The 25,787-nt window shown below is 48.5% G+C and carries 28 protein-coding genes and 1 other annotated feature; of the genes, 12 read left to right on the plus strand and 16 right to left on the minus strand.

The window, feature by feature from the left end; translation table 11 throughout:
- Positions 1 to 275 precede the first annotated feature (275 nt).
- From ICC18_RS25310 to ICC18_RS25330, 5 genes are all read right to left on the minus strand, one after another.
- On the minus strand, positions 276 to 2,339 hold the full coding sequence (locus tag ICC18_RS25310; protein WP_188177244.1) for a peptidoglycan D,D-transpeptidase FtsI family protein: 2,064 nt from the start codon (positions 2,337 to 2,339) through the stop codon (positions 276 to 278).
- Between the two features lie 18 nt (positions 2,340 to 2,357).
- Positions 2,358 to 3,080, minus strand: coding sequence for an HAD-IA family hydrolase (locus ICC18_RS25315; RefSeq protein ID WP_188177245.1), 723 nt, complete (start codon positions 3,078 to 3,080; stop codon positions 2,358 to 2,360).
- 125 nt (positions 3,081 to 3,205) lie between these two features.
- A complete protein-coding gene (locus ICC18_RS25320; RefSeq protein ID WP_188177246.1) occupies positions 3,206 to 4,354 on the minus strand; it encodes a transglutaminase domain-containing protein in 1,149 nt (382 codons plus the stop codon).
- Positions 4,355 to 4,376: 22 nt separating this feature from the next.
- Complete coding sequence (locus tag ICC18_RS25325; protein ID WP_188177247.1) at positions 4,377 to 4,811, minus strand: hypothetical protein; 435 nt, start codon at positions 4,809 to 4,811, stop codon at positions 4,377 to 4,379.
- Positions 4,812 to 5,046: 235 nt separating this feature from the next.
- The gene (locus ICC18_RS25330) at positions 5,047 to 5,202 is read right to left on the minus strand and encodes a hypothetical protein (RefSeq protein ID WP_188177248.1); all 156 of its coding nucleotides are present in this window, start codon (positions 5,200 to 5,202) and stop codon (positions 5,047 to 5,049) included.
- Between the two features lie 121 nt (positions 5,203 to 5,323).
- Here ICC18_RS25330 and ICC18_RS25335 point away from each other — a divergent pair, with 121 nt between their 5' ends.
- The gene (locus tag ICC18_RS25335; protein WP_188177249.1) at positions 5,324 to 6,490 is read left to right on the plus strand and encodes an MFS transporter; all 1,167 of its coding nucleotides are present in this window, start codon (positions 5,324 to 5,326) and stop codon (positions 6,488 to 6,490) included.
- 238 nt (positions 6,491 to 6,728) lie between these two features.
- Positions 6,729 to 7,082 carry a toprim domain-containing protein gene (locus tag ICC18_RS25340; RefSeq protein ID WP_188177250.1) on the plus strand — a complete coding sequence of 118 codons (354 nt, stop codon included), beginning with the start codon at positions 6,729 to 6,731 and terminating at the stop codon, positions 7,080 to 7,082.
- Between the two features lie 11 nt (positions 7,083 to 7,093).
- Here the strand turns inward: ICC18_RS25340 and ICC18_RS25345 are convergent, their stop codons facing one another.
- From ICC18_RS25345 to ICC18_RS25380, 8 genes are all read right to left on the minus strand, one after another.
- Complete coding sequence (locus tag ICC18_RS25345; RefSeq protein ID WP_223192853.1) at positions 7,094 to 7,726, minus strand: SCO family protein; 633 nt, start codon at positions 7,724 to 7,726, stop codon at positions 7,094 to 7,096.
- Between the two features lie 80 nt (positions 7,727 to 7,806).
- Entirely contained in the window at positions 7,807 to 8,739 is a 933-nt protein-coding gene (cyoE, locus tag ICC18_RS25350; protein WP_188177375.1) for a heme o synthase, read from the minus strand.
- Positions 8,740 to 9,002: 263 nt separating this feature from the next.
- Positions 9,003 to 9,863, minus strand: a complete 861-nt coding sequence (locus ICC18_RS25355) for an urease accessory protein UreD (RefSeq protein WP_188177251.1) — start codon at positions 9,861 to 9,863, stop codon at positions 9,003 to 9,005.
- Positions 9,856 to 10,515: an urease accessory protein UreG gene (ureG, locus tag ICC18_RS25360; protein ID WP_188177252.1), complete on the minus strand. Its 660-nt coding sequence runs from the start codon at positions 10,513 to 10,515 to the stop codon at positions 9,856 to 9,858. The genes ICC18_RS25355 and ureG overlap by 8 nt, the downstream gene beginning before the upstream one ends.
- 32 nt (positions 10,516 to 10,547) lie before the next feature.
- Positions 10,548 to 11,246, minus strand: coding sequence for an urease accessory protein UreF (locus ICC18_RS25365; protein ID WP_188177253.1), 699 nt, complete (start codon positions 11,244 to 11,246; stop codon positions 10,548 to 10,550).
- A 400-nt stretch (positions 11,247 to 11,646) separates the two neighbouring features.
- Positions 11,647 to 13,362 carry an urease subunit alpha gene (ureC, locus tag ICC18_RS25370; protein ID WP_188177254.1) on the minus strand — a complete coding sequence of 572 codons (1,716 nt, stop codon included), beginning with the start codon at positions 13,360 to 13,362 and terminating at the stop codon, positions 11,647 to 11,649.
- Positions 13,343 to 13,726, minus strand: a complete 384-nt coding sequence (locus tag ICC18_RS25375; protein ID WP_188177376.1) for an urease subunit beta — start codon at positions 13,724 to 13,726, stop codon at positions 13,343 to 13,345. Before ICC18_RS25375 ends, ureC begins: the two co-directional genes overlap by 20 nt.
- A gap of 65 nt (positions 13,727 to 13,791) precedes the next feature.
- Positions 13,792 to 14,094, minus strand: a complete 303-nt coding sequence (locus ICC18_RS25380) for an urease subunit gamma (protein ID WP_188177255.1) — start codon at positions 14,092 to 14,094, stop codon at positions 13,792 to 13,794.
- 278 nt (positions 14,095 to 14,372) lie between these two features.
- Here ICC18_RS25380 and urtA point away from each other — a divergent pair, with 278 nt between their 5' ends.
- The 7 genes from urtA to gerQ all read left to right on the plus strand — a co-directional run bounded on the left by urtA (position 14,373) and on the right by gerQ (position 20,961).
- Entirely contained in the window at positions 14,373 to 15,647 is a 1,275-nt protein-coding gene (gene urtA, locus ICC18_RS25385; RefSeq protein ID WP_188177256.1) for an urea ABC transporter substrate-binding protein, read from the plus strand.
- Positions 15,648 to 15,725: 78 nt separating this feature from the next.
- Positions 15,726 to 16,631, plus strand: a complete 906-nt coding sequence (gene urtB, locus ICC18_RS25390; RefSeq protein WP_188177257.1) for an urea ABC transporter permease subunit UrtB — start codon at positions 15,726 to 15,728, stop codon at positions 16,629 to 16,631.
- Positions 16,632 to 16,652: 21 nt separating this feature from the next.
- Positions 16,653 to 17,726, plus strand: coding sequence for an urea ABC transporter permease subunit UrtC (urtC, locus tag ICC18_RS25395; protein ID WP_188177258.1), 1,074 nt, complete (start codon positions 16,653 to 16,655; stop codon positions 17,724 to 17,726).
- A gap of 48 nt (positions 17,727 to 17,774) precedes the next feature.
- Positions 17,775 to 18,566 carry an urea ABC transporter ATP-binding protein UrtD gene (urtD, locus tag ICC18_RS25400; RefSeq protein WP_188177259.1) on the plus strand — a complete coding sequence of 264 codons (792 nt, stop codon included), beginning with the start codon at positions 17,775 to 17,777 and terminating at the stop codon, positions 18,564 to 18,566.
- Positions 18,559 to 19,254, plus strand: a complete 696-nt coding sequence (urtE, locus tag ICC18_RS25405) for an urea ABC transporter ATP-binding subunit UrtE (protein ID WP_188177260.1) — start codon at positions 18,559 to 18,561, stop codon at positions 19,252 to 19,254. Before urtD ends, urtE begins: the two co-directional genes overlap by 8 nt.
- A gap of 376 nt (positions 19,255 to 19,630) precedes the next feature.
- Positions 19,631 to 20,323 (plus strand): response regulator transcription factor, encoded by a 693-nt coding sequence (locus ICC18_RS25410; RefSeq protein WP_188177261.1) that lies wholly within the window; start codon positions 19,631 to 19,633, stop codon positions 20,321 to 20,323.
- 182 nt (positions 20,324 to 20,505) lie between these two features.
- On the plus strand, positions 20,506 to 20,961 hold the full coding sequence (gene gerQ / locus ICC18_RS25415; protein ID WP_188177262.1) for a spore coat protein GerQ: 456 nt from the start codon (positions 20,506 to 20,508) through the stop codon (positions 20,959 to 20,961).
- Between the two features lie 58 nt (positions 20,962 to 21,019).
- On the opposite strand, the gene ICC18_RS25420 is transcribed toward gerQ, so the two are convergent.
- Positions 21,020 to 21,313 (minus strand): hypothetical protein, encoded by a 294-nt coding sequence (locus tag ICC18_RS25420; RefSeq protein ID WP_188177263.1) that lies wholly within the window; start codon positions 21,311 to 21,313, stop codon positions 21,020 to 21,022.
- Positions 21,314 to 21,418: 105 nt separating this feature from the next.
- On the opposite strand from ICC18_RS25420, the gene ICC18_RS25425 reads away from it, so the two are divergent.
- Positions 21,419 to 22,402, plus strand: a complete 984-nt coding sequence (locus ICC18_RS25425) for a metal-dependent hydrolase (protein ID WP_188177264.1) — start codon at positions 21,419 to 21,421, stop codon at positions 22,400 to 22,402.
- A 121-nt stretch (positions 22,403 to 22,523) separates the two neighbouring features.
- Here the strand turns inward: ICC18_RS25425 and ICC18_RS25430 are convergent, their stop codons facing one another.
- Positions 22,524 to 22,754 carry an alpha/beta-type small acid-soluble spore protein gene (locus ICC18_RS25430; RefSeq protein WP_188177265.1) on the minus strand — a complete coding sequence of 77 codons (231 nt, stop codon included), beginning with the start codon at positions 22,752 to 22,754 and terminating at the stop codon, positions 22,524 to 22,526.
- Positions 22,755 to 22,905: 151 nt separating this feature from the next.
- On the opposite strand from ICC18_RS25430, the gene ICC18_RS25435 reads away from it, so the two are divergent.
- Positions 22,906 to 23,091: a DUF5325 family protein gene (locus tag ICC18_RS25435; RefSeq protein WP_188177266.1), complete on the plus strand. Its 186-nt coding sequence runs from the start codon at positions 22,906 to 22,908 to the stop codon at positions 23,089 to 23,091.
- Positions 23,092 to 23,252: 161 nt separating this feature from the next.
- Positions 23,253 to 24,410 carry an N-acetyl-alpha-D-glucosaminyl L-malate synthase BshA gene (gene bshA / locus ICC18_RS25440; RefSeq protein WP_188177267.1) on the plus strand — a complete coding sequence of 386 codons (1,158 nt, stop codon included), beginning with the start codon at positions 23,253 to 23,255 and terminating at the stop codon, positions 24,408 to 24,410.
- Positions 24,411 to 24,481: 71 nt separating this feature from the next.
- Here bshA and trpS read toward each other — a convergent pair whose 3' ends face one another.
- Positions 24,482 to 25,462, minus strand: coding sequence for a tryptophan--tRNA ligase (trpS, locus tag ICC18_RS25445; protein WP_188177268.1), 981 nt, complete (start codon positions 25,460 to 25,462; stop codon positions 24,482 to 24,484).
- Between the two features lie 53 nt (positions 25,463 to 25,515).
- Positions 25,516 to 25,787 (minus strand) — a binding site (T-box leader).

Here is a 25,787-nt window from a genome sequence, read left to right on the forward strand (position 1 = left end):
CAGCTGTCGATACAGGAAATGCATGAATGCGCGGGATCGCCCGATTTCATAAGAATATGAAAGTAATGATGAGTCGTTTCAACGAGGCGGATAGCCGACTTTTTTTCATGATCCCACCACCTTTCCCTTGCGCACAAAAGTTGACTTCACGCAACATTTAGTGCAGGGAAAATTCATTCCCTTCCTTCAGCATATGCCTGACCGGGGTGAATGGTGCAATTTTATATGGCACCACGTGAAAAAGGAGCATGCCGCAGCATGCTCCTTCCTCATATTTACCACGGCCTTTTGCCGCCGCCTAGCTTCGTTAAGATACCGTCATTGGCGGCATCGTAAGCTTGGAAGATCTTCGCTGCGATCGGAGAAGCGCCATAGCGGCCAAAACCACCCTCTGGTACCACAACCGCAACGGCTAGCTTCGGATTCTCAACCGGAGCAAAAGCAATGAACACGGCATTATCGATCGTTCCTCCCGCTACGGCTTGCGTGGATGTACCTGTTTTTCGCGCAACGTTGTAAGGAAGCTCCTCTATGCCTTCCGCACCGCTCTTCATCCCGTGGATGATCGTGTTCCAATCGTTCTTGGAAAAAAGTTTCGTGGAATCCTCGATGACTTCAGGTTCCACCTTTTTCACAAGTTCCCCTTCATAGCTTCTGATTTCATCGACGAACAACGGTTTCATTCTCTTACCGCGACTGGCAAGCGTCGCTGCGTATTGAGCAAGCTGAAGCGTCGTCGTTTTTTCGTTCTGCCCCCACGAAGCATAGACCATCGCAGATTGGTAACTGTCTTTCTCGGCGTTTTTGATAAAATCGTTTGATCCCGCGATTTCACCCGGCAGTCCACTTCCGGTTTTGACCCCAAGACCGAACTTAGCCAAATATTCGGCCCATTTTTGGGTCACATTCTTATTCTCGCCGCCATATTTCGCATAGAAAGGAATGCCGACTTTGGCCGACATGTACGTGTTGGATGAATGTTCAATTGCTGTTGAAGCATTCAACGCACCGTACGCGTGACCGTCGGAGTTACGGATCGTACTTGCTGCAGTTGTCTTACCGAATGTAAAAGAGCCCGAATCATAGTAAGTTTCATACGGCGTGAACAACTTCTCCGTCAGACCGATCAGCACCGATAACGGTTTGATCGTCGATCCCATGAATACAATGGAAGAAGGATGCTTCGGACGCTCTTTATCCGTATATTTCGGATAGGCCGTTGTGATCGATCCGTTGTAAATATACGAGCCGATCTGGTCCAACGTGGCCTGCGAAATACCGCCGGTCCAATCATTGGAATTGTAATCCGGGTAATTCGCCATCGCCACTACTCTACCGGTATCCACTTCCATTGCGACAGCATAACCGGCCTGCGCATTAGCCCCATGCTTGAGGTACATATCGTTCCTGGCTTGAGGACTGTGCAGGAAAGCAAGCTGATCCGCGATTGCTTTCTCCGCTGTTTTCTGGATATCTTTATTTATTGTGAGATACAGATTATTCCCTTTAATCGGGGCTGTCACCGTAGCTCTCCCGATGATTTTCATCGCGGCGTTGACCGGATAATCTTTGGAGCCGTTTTTCCCCCGCAATTCATCTTGATACATCCGCTCAATGCCGTCAAAGCCGACATTTTCCGAATCCAGATATTCCTTACTGTTCGGATTATCTTTGTAAATGTCTTTGGCTTTCTCGGTCGAATAAGATTTGAGATATCCGATTAGCTGAGGAGCAATCGTCGTCTTGTTGTCGTTATCGTCCATTTCATAGGTCCGAATGCTCTCCTCATTCACTTCCAGCCACTTGAATTCATCGCGATGCTCCAATAATACCGCAATTTCATCCTTGGATAAGTCCGCTTTAATGCGCCGAGGAATCCAGTTGTAGCTCGGATCTTTGACTTTATTTTTATTAATGTCATAGCCCAAATCCATGGAAAGGACGATTTCTTCCGGCGTCAGCTTTTTGCCATCCTCTTTCCCATGTTTCTCGAATACCTCCGCTAACTTATGAGCAAGGCTGATGACTTCATCTTTATTTTGCTGTCCCGGCTCGATCCGGAAAAATAACGATTGAACAGGAATCGTATAGGCAAGCGGCGATTTCGAAGAATCATAAATATTGCCGCGAATCGGAGCAATTTTCGTAATTCTGTTCGTATTCGTATTCTCAGCCGCTTTCAAATCCTTGGCTTGAACGAATTGAAGAATCGCCAGCCGAACAATCAAAACGGAAAAGAGCAAAAATGTAATAAAGAAAAATGCATTGATCCGGAACGAAAAATGACGCTTTTTGATCATTTCATTTTTCTTCGAATCATCCATAATGGCTGACTTCATCGATTCTCAAATCCTTTCTCACACATTGGCAGGTGCATCGAACAATTCCATTAAGGAGTGTATGCCCTCTCCCGTGTGGTATGAATAACGAATAATGCGTACCGCATCGATGCCGACTTGGTTCGGCGCCCAAATATCGTTCGTCTCATGATCGCCGATATACAGTATGCGCTCCGGCGCAAACCCCGCAAGATCCAAAGCCAGCTTGAATATAGCCGGATCGGGCTTCTCCAAACCAACCTCGGTCGACACGATGACCGGTTCAAAATAATGCAGGATGCCCTTGCTGGAAAGAATTTGCTTGAGCGTCGGAGCAAAATTGCTCACAATTCCCATTCTGAAGCCCATTTCGCGCAATCGCTCCAAACACGCTTTGACATCGTCAAACAGCTCATAATATTCCGGCGCCGTATAAATGTCATAAAGTTCATGACAGCAAGCGTGAATTTCTTCTTCGCTCCATTCTTCATGAACGCCCAGTTTACGGAGCACATATTTATATAGGTTCACCCAGAATTCACGGTCTGACTCCGGTGTGCAAGCTTCAAAGGAATCCTGTTTATTTACATAATAAAATAGACGGAAGGCTTCTGTAAAAAGTTCACTGATATGAGCTTCGTCTCTGTCCACATCACGCATTTGCAAATATTGCTTTAAGATAGTCTGTGCGGCAGGAATGGTCAGCAAGGTATCCCCTGCATCAAAATAAATCATCTCGTACTGCTGTATGGGTATACGCATAAGTTCTCCTTCATCGGCAAAAGTGTGCCGACTCTAAGTGTACCACATATGCTAAGGCAGAAAAAAGAAGCCCTCCCCCCATAAAATGCAGGGAATGGCTTCCTGTTATGCCTGGCTTGCTCCGCTCAAGCTTCTTTGATATGCGTCTGATCAAAATTAGGCGGATTGAACCAGTTGCCGCCGCTGGCAACCCAGGTGGAGTCAAGCGGCACCCAGCGCTCGGATTCTTTCAAATACACCTCATTCCAGGCATGAGGACCGTAACTGCCTTGGCCGTCATAGCCCAGCCCGGTCACGACCTTCACATCCAGCCCGGCCGATCTCGCCATCGTTGCATAAAGCCTCGAATAATCGATGCAAACACCCTTGCGCGTGTTGAACGTATCTTCCGGCGTCTGCTCCTTCCAAATCCGCTGCTCTTCATACAGCTTCACTTTGTCCCAGTCATATTGGACGCGTGTACCGACCCACTTATAAAGCAGCTTGGCTTTCTCCTCGTCCGTCTTCCCGTCTGCCGTCACTTCTTTGGCCGCATCTGCAATATTGCCTGGAATTTTGGCATCCAGCACTTCGTATTTGCGCTGTAGAATGTTCGAGAATTCCTGTTCCACAGCCCGAGTAAATACAGGAGCTTTATCGGCGATAAAATCACCTGTGAACGGCGATATGACTTCTTTGGCCCCCTTCTGATACATCCCTGAAGATTGAATGTAAGGAGTCACTAAGGAATGCGGGAACAACGTCACATAGATAAAAAGTACGGCGATGACCATCAACGCCCGTGCAAAGCCGGCAACCGAACCAATCACGCCTCCTGTCACGGAGCTGATGAATGACTTGCTGTCAGGCTGATTGGAACTCCGTCTAGCCAGTAAATGCCCAATCCAAGGATCCGTCAGCAAATTAAGCACCTGCTTGATCATCATGTAGCCCATGAGAAACAAAACGCCGAATCGTAATAGCGGAAAATCGCGAATACTCGTCATGGACGTATAGTAAATTTGCTTCAGCGTTCCGATTTCTCCTGTCGGGATCTGCAGATTTTGCCCCTTCAGCCAAGTTTGGATCAAAGGCGAGATCAATTGAACGCCTTTCCAAGCCAGAAACATGGAGATGATGACTATGAAAGCTTCCACCAGCATCGAAATGAGATGCTTTGCCGATCCCGAACCTCCGCGAAAAAATCCCTGGATGACGGAACCCGCGATTGTGAGAACAATCACGATCGATATGAAGTTGATTGATGATAGCTGCGCCCACGTCATATCCGTCATGTTTCATCACTCCTATTTAAATTTAAGACTTGGCATTCTTTTGGGCTTGTTCGATAAAAGCGTTAACCGCCGCATTCGCGCTCATCGTGAACGTTTTACCCAGGAACGTTACTTTCACTTCATCCGTACCGGCTTTGCCTTCCACTTTCAAGCTTTTCGTCGTGATGATGAATGAACCGTCGGGATTCGCTTTGAACTGAGCTTCCTTCGCCTCTGAAGTTAAAGCGCTCACTGCCTTCTCTTTCACTTCTTCGCCTACTTGCGTGGCCACACTGGCCCCTATATCTTGCAGTTTATCCTTATAATTGGCCCCGTATAACACTAAAGCGCCAACGATGACAACGATCAGTATCCATTTTACAACCGTTTTCACAATACCAACAATGATAAAGAGTACGATAATGGCTGCTACGATTAAATACCAACGCTCTTGAGCAAAAGAAATCCATTGATCCAAGCGAAACGCCTCCTAAAATAATAATTAGGTTAAAAAAATCCGCTCTTCAGAACCGAGAAGGTTGGACGATACCCGGAGAAGGAGGAACGGAGCGTAGAGATTTGCTACGTGAGTACCGGACTTCCCGGGTTCGTTCAAGATTCGACGTCGATATGCATCTTGAATAACTTCGTTATCAAAGTGGACTTTTTTAACTTCATCTTAAAGTTCTTTCCTATCATACTACAGGGGCTTGCTACTCTTCATCTCTTTTTTTCCTTAATTGGGCCAGCTTTTTCCGGATTTCATCGGTTCGATCAAGCTGTCCCCGCGTTTTTCGAAATGATTGCCGGAGCCGGAAAACCAGAAATACAGCGACAGCTGCCAGCAAAAGTATCACATATGAGTCCATTTGATGTCTCCTTAACGTTAGACTAGAGGAATTGTGTCATTTGTTTGCAAAGGGCATATCCACTGGACGAGCCGCGTACATCTAAGGATAGACAAGACTAAATGAGTGAGGCGGTGAGAACATGCGAACAGCGATCTGGTTGTACCTTTTTATGTTTGTCGCTTTTTTTGATTTGCACGCGCAATACCCCATCTTGTCCCCATTCGCCCTATCCTTAGGGGCTGCACCTTCGTTTATCGGCTTGATCATGGGCGTATACTCCATCACGCATCTGCCCGGCAATCTGCTTGCAGGCTATGGCGTGGATAAATACGGCAGCAAATTTTTCATCGTCTTCAGCCTGATTGTAGCAGGGATTATCCTTCTTTTTCAATCGGGTGTCCAAGATCCTTGGCACTTGCTGTACATCCGCTCCATAAGCGGCTTCGTGTTGGCCTTTCTATCCCCGGCATGCTTATCGCTGCTGGCGCGAATTGCCCGCGATCGGATTGAGCAAAGCAAGCTCATGACAGGCAATGGACTCGTACATACCCTGGCTTCAGTCGTTTCCCCTGCTGCCGGTGCCTTGTTGGTCGCCAAGATCGGCTTCACAACAGCATTCTCCGTGCTTGGATGGATCCTAATTATTACAGGTATTCTAGCCATTTTCGGCGTCAGAGAGCATAAAATCGCAGCTCAGCCACGGGATAAATCAACAGTTGCGGATCACCATGGATATGCCCTAAAGAACGAAGGATTGAACGTGAAAAGCGATTTTATGATTCCGTGGTTATTTTTTCTCATTCCTGTAGCTCTTTCCTGTTCACAAGGCATCCTGTTCTTTGAACTTCCATTGATGCAGGCATCTCGCGGATCGATCCTGACATCTGGTGTGTTTTTCACCCTAGTTAGTCTCGGAGCGCTTTGCAGCATCAGCTTATGGTTCTTAAATCATGTTTCTCCTTTCATCCGCACAGTGGCAGGAAGTTTGTCCCTAGCCGCCATATTCTTCGGTTTGGCGATCCAGTGGCCGATCCCGCTTGCCATCTCCCTTTTCTTGATCGGAATGGCCAAGGGCGTCATTTTCCCTGCTCTCGCTGCCCTTTTAGCCAGCAACACCAGCAGCAATCGATATGGCCGGGTCTTCTCTATACTTTCGATTTCATACTCGGTAGGCGCCTTCTTCGGCCCCATGCTGGCCGGGCAGCTGCGCGATCACATTTCGTCTTACTTCATCGCTTTTTTCATCCTCATGCTGGCGCTCTCTTTGCTCCCGCTAAGGACATTTAAGGTGCCGGTCACGACGTGAGGATTAACCCCGCAGTTACGTATCAGAGTTGTAGAATTCTCATTTATGGAAGTAATAAACAGGGCCTTCCCTCTGTCTTGTCAAAGACCATTTGGGAACTGCCTTTTTTTCGTTGTCATTGTTTGTCATTTCCCGGGAAATCGTCGAATCAAGGTTTGGTGGGCATTTGACAGTTCACACTTGGATCACTCGTCAAAACTGGTTATACTACAAAAAAGTACCGAAACGGGGGATTCCTATGTCGATAGCTATTATCGTTGAAGGGAAAAACGACAAAAGCCGCTTGAAACGACTTGTCCAGGATGATATCACGATCCTTTGCACATACGGTACGCCAAGCTCGACAACACTTCATGACTTGAAGAAGAAAGTCGGAGACAAATACGTTTACTTGTTTACGGACAACGACGCTTCCGGCAAACGGATCCGCGGTCTGCTTCGCGACACCTTCCCTGATGCCGAACAAATCTATACGCGCAGAGGGTATGCCGGCGTCGAGGGAACGCCTGAGGAGTATCTCATCCAGCAATTAGAAAAAGCAGGGCTGGAAGAGTATATCATATACCCTGATCCAGACCCTGCTTTTGATTAAGTTGCAGCTGTTTATTTGCCTTTGGATAAAGTAACTACATCTTTGACGATGTAATCCGCATCCAACTCCGGATTGCCCGCATCATAATAATTGCGCAGCATCCCTTTAGAATCCACTAGTAAAATCGCATTGGAATGCGAGAAATCTCCATTCTTCTCCTTGATGACCATGATCCCGAATTCTTCCGCCAGCTTATGCGTCTTGGCTTCATCCCCACGAAGGAACGTCCATCCCCCCGGAACCGGTTTGGATTCGAAACGGCTTCCAAACTCTTTCAGCACCTCAGGCGTATCCCTTTTCGGATCAACTGTAATCGATACGATTTCGGCCTTCGTGCCAAGCAACCCTTTTTGTTTCAAAGAGTCCTGTACTTGAGAAAGTAAGAATGAGGTCGGCATACATACATCCGGACAAAAAGAATAGAAGAAGTATACGAGCCTTACCTTCCCGTCCATTTCCTTGGAACTGACCGTTTTACCATCTAAATCCTGCAGTTGAAAAGAAGGTGCTTGCTTCATTGCCTTTAGGCGTTCATCCTGTACTCCATTTGTAAACCAAAGTTTATAGGCAAAAGAAGCAATCATGGCGATCAATACTGCTCCGATTGCGAGCTTAAACCAGTTTTTCGCAAAAAACGTGTTCATTATTAAATCCCTCACTTTAATATATGAATAAGAGTAGTTAAAAGAAAATCCCATGTCACCATGGGATCTTGCAATTACGGTTAAATATTAGGTGTATCAATAACCATAAGGATCGATAAAAATGTCAGATAGGCAATGGAGAATAGGAACATGCGTTTAGCCCATAACACCTCAGCCTCACCTGTAGCTTTGAAGCCTTTGACACTCATAAAGACCCAAATCAAGCCCAGGATTGTAGAGCCAAACAGGAAGAAATAGCCTACATAGCCGAATGCCGCCATCATTACAGTAACCGGTACGAGCAGCACCACGTAGCGCACCATGCTTATTTTGGTCACATAAGAACCTCTTACAACCGGAAGCAATGGAAAGCCTGCAGCGCGATATTCTTCCATACGGCGGATGCCAAGCGCCCAGAAGTGAGGAGGCTGCCACAGAAACAGAAATGCAAACAGCAGAATGGCACCAAGATCAATAGTCCCGCTTACTGCACAGTATCCAATGACAGGAGGCGTAGCGCCTGAAAAAGCACCGACGAATGTGCTCCAAACGGACGTTCTTTTGAACCAGGCAGTATATAGCCATACATATAGGAACAGTCCAATAAGTCCAACCAGAGTTGCTAGTGGCGATTTAGCTCCGAAATAAAGAACGCCCAGACCGATGATACCGAGAACAATCCCGTACCAGAGAACGATATTTGGAGACATTTTGCCGCTTGGTAGCGCTCTGTTCTGTGTACGCTCCATCTTCGCATCCATCTCACGGTCCAAATAGTTATTGAGTACGGTTCCCCCTGCCATGATGAGAGCCGTTCCTAACATGGTAAAAAGGAGATGCAGCCAATCCACTTGCCATCGGGCCGCCACCCAATAGCCGGCGAATGCCGTCATTGAATTCGAATAAATAATGCCTGGCTTGACCAAGCGGTAATAATCTTTCAAGGTCACAGGCTCCGCCGGAGCATTAACCGCGCTGGTTTCTAACGATTCCGATCGTTCAGATGCTTGCATCGAAGCATTTGAAGCAGAATCGTAGCTTATTTGGTTTCCCACATTCATTGCCCTCCTGTATATCGAACTTCCGAGCAAACTACTTTCAAACATTCTCATCATATCAACCAGAACACCGTTTGACAATGAAGCGGGGCCAGTTGTCATCATTTTGTCGATTCTCCTACCAGTATGCGTGTAAACTGCTTGTCCCATTCGATTCCAGAGTAAATCCGGAACCGCCGCAAAAGAAAAAGAAGCCCGAAGGCTCCCTGTTCCCGCATTTATTTATGAATCGTCAACGGTGTTAAGGAAAGCAAACTGCTGCGGATGTTTTGCCATGCTTTCGCGATGGTATGCTGCAGCTCCCAGGCGTGCGCTCCCATCATCGAAACGATCAAGCCATGCTTGTAGGTTAAACTGGCTCCGACTCGTACATGAATGCCTTCGATCTTCTCCATTTGCTCCAGAATCCCCCCCAAATGCCGCTGCCCTATGCGATCGGAGAAAATATACAAATTACCGAGGTGCGTTTCCCGCTCCCAACAGCCCGGTGCATTTAGCAGCATAGACGTCGGCTCTATCTTCTGATTCTGATAATAAATTAGCTCTTGGCCATACCAGACTTTTATTCGATTCCGGTAACTGGCATATTGAAATATTTCTCCCCGCTGCGTACGGCCTGGACAGAGAACATCCGAGAGGATCAATGTTGACCCAGGTGCAAGATGAACGTCCGTCTCATTGTCCAAACGGGCATCCTTATACAACATTAGCGGTTCGGGCATGTATTCAAGTATGGCATCCGGCTCGAGATGAATGGTTTGCCGCTGTGTACTCCCACCCTCCGGAAAGGAGGGATGAACCTTCGTGAACGACTGGTTCGTTAGATAAACACGTGCGCCCTCCTGCAGGCGCACGTTGATTTCATAATGATCCCCGGACATGAGCCCCGGAGAGCAGTCCATTATATAGACGCCCAGTTGTTCGGCCCTATGGGCGTCTCGGTCCGGGAGCACCGTTTCGTTCTCGTAACGAAACGTTTTGGCGATTTTGAGCGGGGAGGCGTGATATTTGCGGACGAGCTGCGTCAAGCCGCTGCGTACCGCAAACTCCGCATGAATCTCCCCGGTCACGTTAGGCATGGCTGTACTCCTGCTCCACCCATGTGACGATATCGTCCAAACCTATGCCGCCCATCAGGTTGGAAAAAACATAAGGGCGCTCGCCGCGCATCTTCTTCGTATCCTCATCCATCACTTCCAGGCTTGCGCCCACAAAAGGAGCGAGATCGATCTTGTTAATGACGAGCATATCGGAACGCATGATGCCGGGTCCGCCTTTGCGCGGAATTTTCTCGCCCTGCGCGACATCGATAATATAGATGAAGCGATCCACCAGTTCGGGGCTGAAGGCCGCAGCCAAATTATCGCCGCCGCTTTCGATGAAAATGATATCGAGATTCGCAAAGCGCTTCTCGAGCTCTTCGATCGCCTCAAAATTCATCGAGGCGTCCTCGCGAATCGCAGTATGCGGGCATCCGCCGGTCTCTACGCCGATAATGCGATCTTCCGGCAGCGCTTCGGAACGGATCAGGATTCGGGCATCTTCCTTCGTATAGATATCGTTCGTAATAACCGCAATGCTGTAGCGGTTATTAAGCTTTCGCGCAAGGCGCTCAACGAGTGCTGTTTTCCCGGAACCAACGGGTCCTCCGATGCCGATACGCATCGGGCGGCTCCGATCTACGGATGGTTTCTCCCAGTGATGGTGATGATGACCTTGACCTTGACACATAGTGATTCCTCCTTAAAGTTTTTATTATCGGGTTAGGACATAAATAATCGCGAGTATAAGGTTTCATGCTGCATCATGGCGAGATCCGCAGCCGGCGTGTTCGTATAAGCATCAAGCGGATCCAAATGCGCGACCCGTTGCCATTCGCTGCCCAATAGAGGCACGAGCTTTGCCAGCAGTATCTGTCCTTGCGTCTGCCCCATCGACATCAGTCTCAGCGCGCTGTTGACACAGGTTACGATACAGCAGTACAAGTAGCCTTCAGCCGCTCGATCCAGCGGCACGCCGAGATGATAGCTCACCCAACCGTGGATGAGCGCATGGCTCGAACCGCACCGCTCGGTGCTCACCGCATCCGTCAGCGGCGCCCAATTCAGCTCGGGATACATCGAGCGGGTCAGCTGCAGCAGCCGGCGTCCCATCTTCTGGACGCCGCTCCTCGCTTCGCTTGAAGCCCGCTGCACGTGCATCATGCGATCTAAGAACCACAGCTGCTCCCATTCCTGTGCGGGAATATGGGTATAAGCCGCCTTGATGACCATCGCATCCGATGATGCCCAGCTATTCGCGAGCATCGAGCGGATGTAGGCTTCCAGCTCTTCGACGCTTTGCAATCGCCCCTGCTGCACCAATGTCTCCAGCCCGAAGGAGTGGGAGAACCCGCCGATGGGAAGCGCTGAATCAAGCAGCTGTTGATAAGCGAGCCAGTGGAACTTGGTAGTTTGAATCATAGTTACTGTCTCCTCTACCGAGGATTTTTTTAAAAGGCTCTGTTAAAATTTGTTGTTGATTTTCTTTATTTAAGTAACTGGACTTAAAATCGGGCTCTTCGCTTCAATTAGAGCTTTTGTGTATGATTTTTCGTGTATAACTATGGAAATCATCGTTTGAAGGATAAATCTGTATGATTTTTCGAGTATATATATCTGGGAACGATAGTTTCGAATTGATCGCTAATTGTTTAGGTGATTTTTCTTACCACATAAGAATTTATAAGTTTCCGATGAGTCGGAAAACGAAATTCTTATTGGCGAATAAACCTTCCGCTGAACGCGGTCGCACATCTTCGAAAGACCTCGATAGAGGTTTATCTCATGGTTAGAAATCAACAATGAAGAATAACAAAGCTTTTTAAAAAAGAAAATATCGCTGCGCCATCGGGAGTTCAGTTGCCGGTTCGCAGGTGACGGCTTCCCCGTCCACTTTGACCTCATAGGTTTCCGGATTCACTTCGATCGATGGCGTAACGCTATTGTGAATCATGTCTTTCTTGGAAACGCTGCGGCAGCCCTTCACCGGTTCGACGCGCTTGTGCAAACCTAGCGATTCTTTGATGCCTCGGTCATATGCTGCTTGAGAAACGAACGTAATCGAGCTTTGCGTCAGCGATTTGCCGAAAGCAGCGAACATCGGACGGCCGAATACCGGCTGCGGCGTCGGAATAGATGCATTCGGATCACCCATTTGCGCGTAGGCGATACTGCCGCCTTTGAGCACCAGATCCGGCTTGACGCCGAAGAACATCGGGCTCCAGATGACCAAATCCGCAAATTTCCCTGGTTCGATCGAACCGACCAAATGAGAAATCCCGTGCGTGATAGCCGGATTGATCGTGTATTTGGCGATATATCGTTTAATGCGGAAATTATCGCTGTCCTCCGTATCCGGAGCAAGCGGGCCGCGCTGTTTTTTCATTTTATCAGCGGTTTGCCATGTACGAATGATCACTTCACCAACTCGGCCCATCGCCTGCGAATCGGAGCTCAGCATGCTGAATACACCGAGATCATGAAGAATATCTTCTGCAGCGATCGTCTCCGGACGAATGCGCGAATCAGCAAACGCAACGTCCTCCGGGATGCGGCTGTCCAGGTGATGGCATACCATCAGCATATCGAGATGCTCTTCGATGGTATTAATCGTGTACGGCCGGGTCGGATTCGTTGAGGACGGCAGCACATTGAGCTCTGCAGCTGCACGGATGATATCCGGCGCATGTCCGCCGCCCGCTCCTTCCGTATGATACGTATGAATCGTACGTCCTTTGATCGCTGCCAGCGTGTCCTCCAAAAATCCCGCTTCATTTAATGTATCGGTATGAATAGCTACCTGAACGTCATACTGCTCCGCAGCTTCCAGACAAGCATCGATCGCGGCCGGGGTTGTTCCCCAATCCTCGTGAAGCTTGAGTCCAATGGCGCCCGCTTCGATCTGTTCTGTCAAAGGTGCGAGAAAAGCCGCATTGCCTTTACCCGTAAAGCCCAAATTCATCGGAAACGCTTCAGCCGCTTCCAGCATACGGCGCATATGCCAAGCTCCAGGCGTGCACGTCGTCGCATTCGTCCCCGTTGCCGGCCCCGTCCCGCCGCCGATCATGGTCGTAACACCGGAAGATAAAGCCGTTTCGATCTGCTGCGGACATATATAATGAATATGGGCGTCGATGCCCCCGGCCGTTACGATTTTGCCCTCTCCCGCGATGACCTCCGTACTCGCACCGACAATCATATTCGGATGAACGCCATCCATAATATCGGGATTCCCCGCTTTGCCGATGCCGACGATATGGCCGTCCTTGATGCCGATATCACCCTTTACAATCCCCCAGTGATCGATAATCACGGCATTTGTGATGAGTGTATCAAGTACGCCTTGGTCGCGGGTCGCCCCACTCGACTGTCCCATGCCGTCTCGTATCACTTTTCCTCCGCCAAATTTACATTCGTCACCGTACACGGTGAAATCATGCTCAATTTGTGCCCATAACCCGGTATCCGCCAAGCGAACGGCATCACCAGTCGTTGGTCCAAACATAAGCGCGTAGCTTTTACGATCGATTCGATTCACCGGGTTTGCCCTCCCATGCTTTCCATCTATCCCGAACATCAGCGGGCATATGGCCTTGCACCGCTTTGCCCTTCGTCAAGCCATTGAGACCATATGACAATTTAGCCCCTCCCAACTCGACAAGCTGAACAGGCTTCTGCTCACCAGGCTCAAAACGTACGGCAGTACCTGCCGGAATGTCCAATCGCATCCCATATGCTTGCTGCCTCGGGAAATCCAAAGCTCGATTCACTTCAAAAAAATGAAAATGGGAACCAACCTGAATAGGACGGTCACCCGTGTTAGTAACGATAACTTCGATAGTCTGTCTGCCTGCATTCATTTCAATAAAGCCTTTACCTGTTCGGTACTCTCCCGGAACCATCATCCCACCCCTTCCGATGCTCGGTTAGTTAAACGCATAAAACGCAGGAGGTATCCTCATTTCGACTAAGTTATCGGCTGGTGTACAGTAACTAACTTCGTCCCGTCAGGGAAGGTGGCTTCCACCTGCACCTCATGAATCATTTCAGGCACGCCTTCCATGACTTGCTCCGCTTTCAAAATCGTTGTGCCGAATGCCATGAGCTCAGCCACCGTTAATCCGTCTCTTGCGCCTTCCATGATTTCAGATGTAAGTAAAGCTACACTTTCCGGGTAATTCAGCTTCACGCCTCGGGCCAGTCTTCGACGAGCTAAGTCAGCCGCCACCGTAATGAGCAGCTTTTCTTTTTCTCTTTCCGTCAAATACACGTCCTCACCTCTTCAAAAACCGAATAATGGGAATCTCTTACACTCATTATATTCGGGTAAATGGCGAAAGTAAATCATTTTATGTTAGTTTAATTTACATGAAATACACATATTTTTAAGATTTTCTTCGTATATATATGAAAAAACCAAAAAATCAGATGAAATTTGTGCATGATCCACAATATTTAACTTCATATGTTATATATATTGACACAAACTTCTTTTTCACTTTATCATAATCGATGTAATCCAAATCTTGTAAAGGGAGTGGGACGTGAATGAGAGAGAAAAGAAATATCGGCAAGCTCACGGTCACTATGAGTATTGCACTCATGATGGTAATGGCCGGCTGCGCAAAATCCGAGCCTACGGCATCCACGACAACTGCACCTGTTGCAACGAAGGCCGCTGAGGCCAAAGCCGAACCAAAGGAAGAGACAATACCTGTCGGTATCCTCCACTCCTTGACCGGCACCATGTCCATTAGTGAAGTATCTGTACGGGATGCCGAACTGATGGCGATTGAAGAGATTAATGCTGCCGGGGGACTCTTGGGTAAGAAAATCAAACCCATCGTCGAAGACGGCGCATCGGACTGGCCGACTTTTGCGGAAAAGACAAAGAAATTACTGCAAAAAGACAGTGTCGTAACGATCTTCGGCTGCTGGACGTCGGCAAGCCGCAAAGCGGTATTACCGGTTGTGGAACAAAATAAGGGCCTGCTTTGGTACCCTGTGCAGTATGAGGGCGTCGAATCATCACCGAACATCTTCTATGTAGGCGCGACGACAAACCAGCAAATTATTCCTGCAGTTACCTGGCTTCTGCAAAACAAAGGCAAGAAGTTCTACCTCCTGGGTTCCGATTACGTCTTCCCGAGAACAGCTAACAAAATCATTAAAGAACAGCTGAAAGCCGAAGGCGGTACGCTCGTCGCTGAAGAGTATACCCCGCTTGGACATACGGATTACAACACAATCATCAGTAAAATTAAAAAAGAGAAACCGGACGTTATTTTCAATACGCTGAACGGTGACAGCAATGTAGCCTTCTTCAAGCAATTGAAGGATGCCGGCATCACCTCCAAAGATTTGACCACCATGTCGGTAAGTATCGCCGAAGAAGAAGTCCGGGGTATCGGAGCTTCCGTCTTAGAAGGTCACTATACGGCCTGGAATTACTATCAAACGACAGATACTCCTGAGAACAAAAAATTCGTGGAAGCCTACAAAGCCAAATACGGTAAAGACCGCGTTACCGATGACCCGATCGAAGCCGGATATACGGCCGTTTACCTCTGGGCGGAAGCTGTGAAAAAAGCGGGCTCGTTCGATGTCGAGAAGGTCAAAACCGCTGCGAAAGGCATTGAATTTAACTCGCCGGAAGGCAAAGTCACCATTGACGGCGAGAACCAGCATATTTCCAAAACTGCGCGCATAGGGCAAATTCAGGCTGACGGTTTAATAAAAGAAATCTGGAACTCCGGCCAACCGCTGAAACCGGATCCTTATCTGAAAACATACCCTTGGGGCACAGAAGTGACCAAGAAATAGGATCATCTTTCTAACACAAATGTTCGAGCCAGGGCTGCCTTACGGCAGTCCTGTATGCCTTGAAATCGGAGGGATGTTATGAGTCTGCTGCTCCTGCAACTGTTTAACGGGTTGAGTTTAAGCTCCGTTTTGCTCCTGATCGCAATCGGTCTTGCCATTACATTCGGCCTAATGAATGTGATGAACATGGCGCATGGCGAATTTATTATGATTGGCGCCTATATGGCTTATCTGGTGCAGCACTGGTTTCAGAAATTTCTGCCTGCCGCTTTATTCGGCTGGTATTTCATTGTTTCTCTAGGCTTCGCTTTCATTGTCGCCTTCTTGATAGGCTGGCTGCTCGAGGCACTGCTCATCCGCTTCATGTATGGCAGACCGCTAGACAGCCTGCTTGCAACCTGGGGTGTCAGTCTAGCCCTGCAGCAGGTCGCTCGTTCAATCTTCGGCGCACCTAACGTTGCGGTGAATGCCCCGCAGTGGCTGGAAGGCGGTCTGCATATAACCGCAGATCTCATCCTGCCCTATAAGCGGTTATTCATTATCGCGCTTGTCATCGTATGTATCTCAGCTATTTACCTGTACTTGTACCACTCAGCAGGAGGCAGACGGATGAGGGCTGTCATGCAGAATCGTGAAATGGCTGCTTGTCTCGGCATATCGACGCGCCGGGTCGACGCTCAATCCTTTGCTTTCGGCTCAGCAATGGCCGGCATCGCCGGATGCGCCTTATCCTTGCTCGGGCCGATTGGACCTACCATAGGAACCTACTATATCGTTGATGCTTTCATGGTTGTCGTCCTGGGCGGTATCGGCAAGCTGATCGGTACGGTTGCAGGCGCCCTGGGCATCGGGGTATTCAATACGGCTCTGGAGTATTCAACAAGCGCTACGCTGGGCAAAGTGTTGGTCTTTACGCTCATAATCGCCTTCTTGCAATGGAAACCGATGGGACTTGTGACGATCCGCTCAAGATCCTTAGATTGAAGAAAGGATGTGGCTATTCCCATGCTTGCAGCAGGTCATTCCAGAATCAAGCTGACGGTCTACAGCATTTGCTTCATCATACTCGCACTAGCACCTTTGCTTCTATCCGAATTTAGACTATCGCTTCTCGGCAAATTTCTCGCATATGCCATCATCGCGATGGGCATCGATTTGATTTGGGGCTATACCGGCATTCTCAGCCTTGGACACGGCGTCTACTTCGGTCTGGGCGCTTATTGCATGGCGATGCACCTCAAATTGGCAGCGGCTCCCGATCAGCTGCCCGATTTTATGTCATGGAGCGGCGTCGAAAAGCTGCCCTGGTTCTGGGTTCCTTTTCACAGCGCTGGTGTCGCTTTCCTGATGGCTCTCATCATTCCGATGATTGTCGCCTTCATTCTAGGGTATTTCACGTTTCGCAACCGGATTAAAGGCGCCTTCTTCTCAATCCTTTCGCAAGCGCTGGTCATTATCACCGTGACGTTGTTCGTCGGACAGCAAGGATATACCGGAGGGACGAACGGACTGACGAACTTCGAGACTTTCTTAGGCCTCAATCTTCGCTCGCCTTCAACGAAATTGTTATTTTTCTATATCACTTTAGCTCTCGTTCTAATCGTACTTGTTCTGTGCAGCTTGCTCGTTTCCAGCCGAATGGGCAACATCTTGACTGCCATTCGCGACGGTGAAAACCGGGTGCGATTTATCGGGTATAACCCTGTTACCTATAAAGTATTCATTTATTGCGTATCTGCCGGGTTAGCCGGACTTGCCGGCGTTCTTTTCGTCCTGCAGGAAGGCATTATCTCTCCTGCGCAAATGGGCATCGTTCCCTCCATCGAAATGGTACTCTGGGTCGCGATCGGCGGCAGATCAACCGTAGGAGGAGCTATTCTTGGCGCGCTGCTCACCAACGCAGCCAAAACAACGTTCAGCGAAGCTTACCCGGAATGGTGGCCGATTATGCTCGGGGCCATGTTCATCATTGTTGTTTTGCTGCTGCCAAAAGGTATCGTCGGCACGGTTGCTCAATACGTCTCCAATTGGAAAAAACCCGTGCTTCCCAAGTCGGTTTCTTCGCAGGAAGCAAGATAAAACAATCCCCACACCAATTAAATATTAAACATTAGGAGGAAGATCCCCATGCTAGGTCAATTAGCGATGCAAGACCCTGTGCCCGGCAGGGAAATTCTGCGCGTGGAAGGATTAGAAGTCAGCTTTGATGGATTTAAAGCTTTGCGCAATCTGGATTTTTCTTTGCAATATGGCGAACTAAGATTTCTTATCGGGCCTAACGGCGCTGGAAAAACGACGCTGCTCGACGTCATTTGCGGAAAAGTGAAGCCTTCCCAGGGTCAGGTCTTTTTCAAAGATTCCATCGACCTGACCAAACATCAGGAACACCAGATCGCCCAGCTCGGTATTGGGCGTAAATTCCAGGCGCCATCTGTATTCTCGACGTTAACGGTCTTCGAGAATCTGGCGCTATCCATGAAGCAGCAGCGCGGCTTGCTCAGTGCTCTGTGGGCGAAGACGACCAGCGAGCAGCGGGAGCGCCTGCATCACAGGCTGGAGATGATCGGCCTGCAGAGCAAGGCTAGGGAGCGAGCCGGCTCGCTCTCCCACGGGGAAAAGCAGTGGCTCGAGATCGGCATGCTGCTGATGCAGGAGCCCGATCTGCTGCTGCTTGATGAGCCGGCTGCCGGCATGACCGACAGTGAGACAGAGAAAACCGGCGAGCTGCTGCAACAAATCAGCACGCACCAAACGATCATCGTTGTGGAGCACGATATGGAATTCGTTCGTCAGTTTGCCAGAACCGTGACCGTGCTGCATGAAGGGACTTTGCTCCGCGAAGGAACGATGCAGGAGATCCAGAACGATAAGAAGGTAGCGGAAGTATACCTTGGAAGGAGAGTGGAGCGCGGTGCTTGACCTTCAAAGATTAGAAGCCGGCTATGGGGAAAGCATGGTTATTCGCAATGTGAACCTCCGCGTTAACCCTGGTCAAATCGTATGCATGATGGGTCGCAACGGCGTCGGTAAGTCAACGCTCATGAAAAGCATCATGGGACTGATCCGCCTCAAATCAGGCTCCGTCTTTTACAACGAGTGCGATTTGACCTCGCTGTCTCCGGATCGGCGCGCCAAATCAGGCATCGGCTACGTGCCGCAGGGCCGCGACATTTTCCCTCAGCTGACGGTTGAGGAAAATCTGCTCCTCGGACTTGAGGCCGCGGCAGATAGAAGAAAGAAACTTCCCGAAACCCTCTTTGATACCTTCCCCGCGCTTCGGCAAATGCTTCACCGCAAAGGCGGCGATCTTAGCGGCGGCCAGCAGCAGCAATTGGCCATCGCCCGTGCCTTGGCGTCGGGTCCCAAGCTTCTGCTTCTGGATGAACCCATGGAAGGGATACAACCGTCTATAGTGATGGAAATTGAAGCGATTATCGAGACGATAAAGCGCAACCGGGAAATTGCCGTACTGCTGGTCGAACAAAGCCTGGAGTTCGCAACAAGCATTGCCGACTATTATTACGTACTGGACCGCGGTACGATTGTGGCAGAAGGCAATGCCGAGCAGCTAAGTGAAGACCAGGTTAAAAAACATTTAACCGTATGATGTATACCATTATCCTCCAAGGAAGCCGGATCACCTGATGATAGCTCTGCTACCCAGGTAATATCCGGCTTCCTTCTTTTTCTCACAAAAGGTACGAATTCCTCTGGCAGACTAGACGTCACAAAATGTATAGTGATAACATGAATACAAAGTCCCCCAAAAGTGACTCATAACCTTCGAAGCACATCCCGTCCGCATTGAGCTTTGCTCAATCGGCGTCTAAACTCACCATTCAAGGCGGTCAAACATCTCCGAATTGCTTCGATAAGAGTTTAGACATTACTTTTGGGGGAGCCCCCGTTAATATAGGCATCTAAAGCTGCATCTGGCATACCGGGCACCAAACCTTTTGAAAGGAAAAGGAGGGAGGACGATTGTGTCTAAAGTATTGATCATTGAAGATGATCTAAGCATCGGTGAAATGATGTCGATTTATTTGCATGAAGAAGGATACGAGGTAAAGCGTGCGGAGAACGGCCGGCAGGGAGAAGCGCTGTTTCTTGAATTTATACCTGATGTGATCGTGCTCGATATTATGCTTCCGGACGCCAACGGCATACAGCTTTGCAGTTTTTTCCGAAACGCTTCCAACGTACCTATTCTCATGGTTTCCGCCAAAAACGATGTATCCGACCGTGTCCGCGGACTGCAAACGGGGGCGGACGATTATTTATGTAAGCCCTTCTCAATGAGAGAACTGGCCGCAAGAGTACAAGCCTTGCTAAGGCGCGCACACACCTACCCACCTGTCCCGGGTCCAGTGGGCACAGCCGTCATGACTGAACAAGCCGTTCATTTAGATATCGAAAAACGCTGCCTGTACGTCCATAACAAAGTTATTGATACAACGTTCTCCGAGTTTGAAATAATGAAGCTTTTTTGGCAGAACCAAGGTCGTGTATATAGCAGAGAAGAACTGCTCAACCGCGTACGCGGGTTTGACTCTTACGTGACCGAACGAGCCATCGATGTACATATTGCCAACCTTCGCAAAAAAATAGAAGCCGACCCGAAAGATCCGAAATATATTAAGACGGTCTGGGGTGTCGGTTATAAATTCTTCGTATAAGCTCCTTCGGGAGCTTTTTTAATTACGTAAAAATGAATGGAAACAGTCACCAAATGGGCATCCGCACAATATGATGATTATGGAAAATGGCCTACCGGCTAATTGCCGCTGATGGGTACATGAATTATAAAAAATATTTTACGAAGAAGGCTTTCGGAATGAAAGCTCAAGGAGGATTTACAATGATGAACAACCCTTACAGAGCAAGTATGCAAGTACCGTACGGTTATCCATACCCTACTTATCCGACTCCAACACAACCAGCAATTACACCTATACCTGCACCTACGCCTGCACCTGGCGTACCCGCAGCGGCGCCGACGGGAGTAGCAACATTCATTCCTGGTCCAGGTCAAGGACAGCTTCCTATGGAAGAGTCCTTCATTGAGAACATTCTTCGTCTGAACCTCGGTAAAATGGCTACCCTCTACATGACTTACGAAAACAACTCCGAATGGAACGCGAAAATTTTTAAAGGCAGATTGGAAGCTGCCGGCCGCGATCATATCATTATTAGCGATCCGACTACGGGCATGCGATTCTTATTGCTCATGGTGAACCTTGATTACATCACGTTCGATGAAGAACTTAATTACTATTATCCATTCGCAGGTGGTAAAAGCCCACAAACCAGATAAGGCACCGTACCCAACTTAAAGCCGCAAGCTCTCCTAAGAGGCGCGGCTTTTTTTGCTCTTACCCGGAAACTTGCGTGAAATGCCACATATGCAGCTTCCGCATCCCTCCTTCAATCCACTGCTCCCACAAAGCTTGTCCTTCCGCATTATCAGCCGATTGAAAACGTTCTTGCTTCAGCGATTCATACTCCTCGTACGCAATCCCATCCCATATCTCAACAAAAAGTCCCGGTTGATCGGTACCTTCGAGCAGCTCCAAACGCCCTTCCCGCTTACGTAATTCCTGCATATAGATGAGATAGGATTCTCGCTCTTCGGGTTTTATGGCATACTCTACAAAAACTTTGAACATTTTTAGATCTCCCTCTGATTTATTTTTTGCTCCAAAATGGTAAACTAAACTTATGCTTACGTAAAAAGTTTTCCTCACAGAAAACTTAGCTTAGGAGGAACCCCATTGGATACAGGCACACACCTCGTTATTGGTTTAGGGTTAGCGGGACTATCACAGATAGACCCCATCATAGCAGCAGATTCAACTTTGACAACAGCCGTCTTCATCGGCACCGTCGTCGGTTCGCAGATACCTGATGCGGACGGGCTGCTCCGCTTTAAGGGAAACGCCACGTATATTCGCAATCATCGCGGGCGTTCTCACTCTTTGCCGGCTTTGCTGCTTTGGACGCTATTGATCACTGGAGCTCTCGCTCTCTTCTTCCGCGGACTCCCTCTCTTGCATCTGGGCATGTGGGTAGCCATAGCGGTATGCTTTCATGTTTTCACCGACTTGTTCAATACGTACGGAACGCAAGCATTGAGGCCCTTTTCACAGAAATGGGTGTCATGGAACATTATACACATCTTTGATCCGTTTATCTTTATTAGCCATCTGGCAGCCATATTCATGTGGTCTTTTCATATTGCAAGCCCAACGCTTATTTTCCCGGTTCTATACAGCGTGATCGCTATCTATTACATTTGGCGTTCTCTGGACCATTATATATTGGAAAAGGGGCTGTATCGCAAAGACCCTACATACCAGCCGGGCGACAAATACACGCTCATCGTAACCATCAACCTGTATGTATGGAACGTAGTTAAACTCAGGACAGACGGCTCCTATCAGCTTGGCGAGCTGCGCAATTTGAAGCTGAAATGGATCGATACCGTTAAATGCGAAAACCATCCTGCGATTGAAGCTTCCAAAAACCATGAAAATATTCAGGCGCTGCTCTATTTCTCCTCCTTCGCCTGCGCGGAAGTCAAAAAGCACCGCTGGGGCTACGAAGTCAGATGGGCCGATGTGAGATATCGTCATCGCAAACAGTATCCGTTCGTCGCCGTTCTTCTGATGGATCACGATTACCAAACACTAGATTCCTATGTAGGCTGGGTAAACGAATCCCGTTTGGAGAAAAAATTAAAAGTTGATTTATATTAATTAAAATAAAGGCGCGTTAACTTGTAACGCGTCTTTCTTACGTGTATGCGCACTTAGGAACATACAAAAGCCCAGAGGCATAAGCCCCCGGGCTTCTAAACAACTATGCAGTCCAGCCAAATTAACGGAAATTGCTTTGGCCAGCCAGTGTTTGCTCAGCGATTTGCACCAAACGGCGAGTAATGTTACCACCGATTGCACCTGCATCGCGAGTAGCCATGTAACCCATGTAACCATCTTGCGGAATTTGGATGCCCAGCTCTTGAGCAACCTCATATTTCAATTGATCTAAAGCTTGGCTAGCTTGTGGAACTACCAGTACGTTACTGCTTCGAGATTGTCCTGCAGCCATTAGGATCAGACTCCTTTCAGTCAGCTATAATCTTTGATGTATTTGCAAGCTTGCAATGATAGTATGTGGAGGAAATGAAATTATATGCACAGCGATGAAAAAAGTTTAAAATGAAAGAACAAGCTTGTATGAAAGAAAGCAGGTGACATTCATGAGCAAACCGCTCGCTCTTCTCTTCGCCGTTGTCGGCACCATTTTATTAGCCGGCATCAGCTTATTCATTGCTCTTAGACAACCTTGGATGGTTCTCGTCTGCGCTATCATTGCTTTAGGATTTATCGGCTATGGATTTGTCGTTAAAGCCAAGCTGCGTAAAAGGGACAACCAGAACCGTTGACATTAGCTTGTCTAGAAAGCTATACTTTTCTCACGACTATGCCTAAGAAATTACCCCAAAAGAAAGTAGTTGTCCTGTTACACTACTTTTTTTCATCTTATTTATTACCGAAATGAAAATATTTTATTATTGAAATAAATTAATAATTTGTAAACCACGAGGTGAATCCGATGCTGAAAATCGGTATTTCCTGCTATCCGACACTGGGCGGATCCGGTGTTGTAGCTACTGAGCTTGGCAAAATGCTTGCTGAAAAAGGCCACGAGGTTCATTTCATTACCGACCGGATGCCGTTTCGGCTTGGTCAATATCATTCCAATATTTATTATCACGAAGTCGAAGTCAGTGATTACTATGTCTTCCGCTACCCGCCTTATGATTTAGCACTAGCCAACAAGTTAGCGCAGGTTGCCAAGCAAGAAGAACTAGATCTGCTACATGTCCATTATGCCGTACCGCATGCCATATGCGCTTATCTGGCCAAGCAGATGGTGGGCGATCATTTGAAAGTTGTCACCACCCTTCACGGTACGGACATTACAATCCTGGGTCACGATCCTTCGCTGCGCGATTTAATCCGCATGGCGATTCATGAAAGCGATGCGGTTACGGCCGTCTCGCAGGATTTGATTACGGAAACGTACGAGGTTCTGGCCGTTGAGAAGCCAATTGAGCTTGTTTATAACTTCGTTGATCCACGTGATTATATCGCGCCAGCCAATCCGCAGCTCCGAGCCGGGTTTGCTCTGCCTCATGAAAAAATATTGCTGCACATGTCCAATTTTCGGCCGGTTAAACGTATTACCGACGTCATTGATATTTTCGCGGCGGTACATAAACAGATACCTTCTCATCTCATATTCGTGGGAGAAGGCCCCGAGCTTGCCAAAGCCGTTAACCGGGTCAAGGAACTCGGCTTTACAAACCGGGTTCACTTTCTAGGCAAGCAAAATAACGTCGCCGAAGTCATTGGGCTCGCCGATCTTCTCCTCCTTCCCTCGGAGAAAGAGAGCTTCGGTTTGGTCGCCCTGGAAGCCATGGCTGCGGGCGTCCCCACCATCGGATCCGATGCCGGGGGCATTCCCGAAGTTGTCCGGCACGGCATCGACGGCTTCTTAGCTCCGGTCGGTGATACGAAGCAAATGGCGGACTACGCCATACAGCTGCTCCGCGATTCGCAGATGTGGAGCGAATTTTCCCTTGCAAGTATGCAGCATGCTCGCGATCAATTCTCCGCTGCTGCCGTCATGGCGCAGTACGAGGAGATTTATTACCGTGTGGCGAGGAACGAGACGATGAAGTCCTCGGTTAATTTATGATTTGTGATCTTCTCATAGCCAAACAAAAGGGATTGAGCAGAAATCTTCTGCATCAATCCCTTTTATTTGTATTACAGAACGAATCCCATCCGTTTCTTTACTTCAATCAGTGTTTGGTTTGCGACTTCCGCAGCTTCTTGCGCACCTTTTTTCAAGACGTCATGAATTTCGCCGGTGCTGCGAATTTCGCGGTAACGTTTTTGAATCGGCTCCAAGACAGCGACCAAATGCTCCGCCAAATCCTTTTTGAAAGGTCCATAGCCTTGTCCTTCGTACTTCGCCTCGATCTCGACAATGCTCATATCCGCAAAATGCGAGTAAATGCTCATCAGATTGCTGACCTCGCGTTTGTTCTGCGGATCATATTTGACTTCACGCCCGGAATCCGTCACCGCGCGGCTCAGCTTCTTACGAATTACATCCGGCTCATCGAGCATACCGATAAAGCTGCCTGGATTCGGGCTGCTCTTGCTCATCTTCTTGGACGCATCGTCCAAAGACATGATCCTTGCCCCGACTTCAGGCATGTAAGGCTCCGGCATGGTGAAATATTCACCGAAACGATTGTTGAACCTGTTCGCCAGGTCGCGCGTAAGCTCCAGATGCTGCTTTTGATCATCCCCTACCGGAATGATATCCGCATTGTACAGCAAAATATCGGCAGCCATAAGGGAAGGATACGTAAACAAACCTGCACCGACGGACTCTTTGCCTTCGGATTTGTCTTTGAACTGCGTCATACGCTCCAGCTCGCCCATGTGGGTTAACGTTGTCATGATCCATCCCAGTTCAGCATGTGCACTCACATGTGACTGCAGGAAGATGGATGCCTTGTTAGGATCCAGCCCAGCTGCTACGTACAGCGAGGCAGCCATTTCCGTCTGTTCCCGAAGTGCTGCCGGCTCCTGAGGAACCGTAATGGCGTGCATATCCACGACCATGAAAAAACATTGATGCAAATGCTGAAGCTTTACATAATTCCGCAGCGCGCCAATATAGTTACCGATTGTCAATTGGCCGCTCGATTGCATGCCGGATAGTACTCTTTTCATCTTCATATCCTCCATTTTCAGCTAAAATAAAAACAACAAAAAGGCCTCTCCCCGCAAGGGACGAGAGACCGTGGTACCACCCTAATTTGCCTCTGAGCATAAGAAGCCGACTCATGAGACCTTCAGGCTCCGATAACGGGGAGCTGCCGTTTGGCATACTGGACAGAGTAGGTTCTTCCAACCGGCCTAGGTTCCGGTAACCTGCATCCGCGTTCAGCCTCAAGCTCAAGGATCCATTCAACTTGGTCGTTCCACCGGTTCGCACCATCCACCGGCTCTCTGAGAAACGGGTATCAAGCTTACTTGTTCCTGTCATCGCTTACTG

It is taken from the genome of Paenibacillus sedimenti (assembly GCF_014534655.1).
GTDB lineage: Bacteria > Bacillota > Bacilli > Paenibacillales > NBRC-103111 > Paenibacillus_E > Paenibacillus_E sedimenti.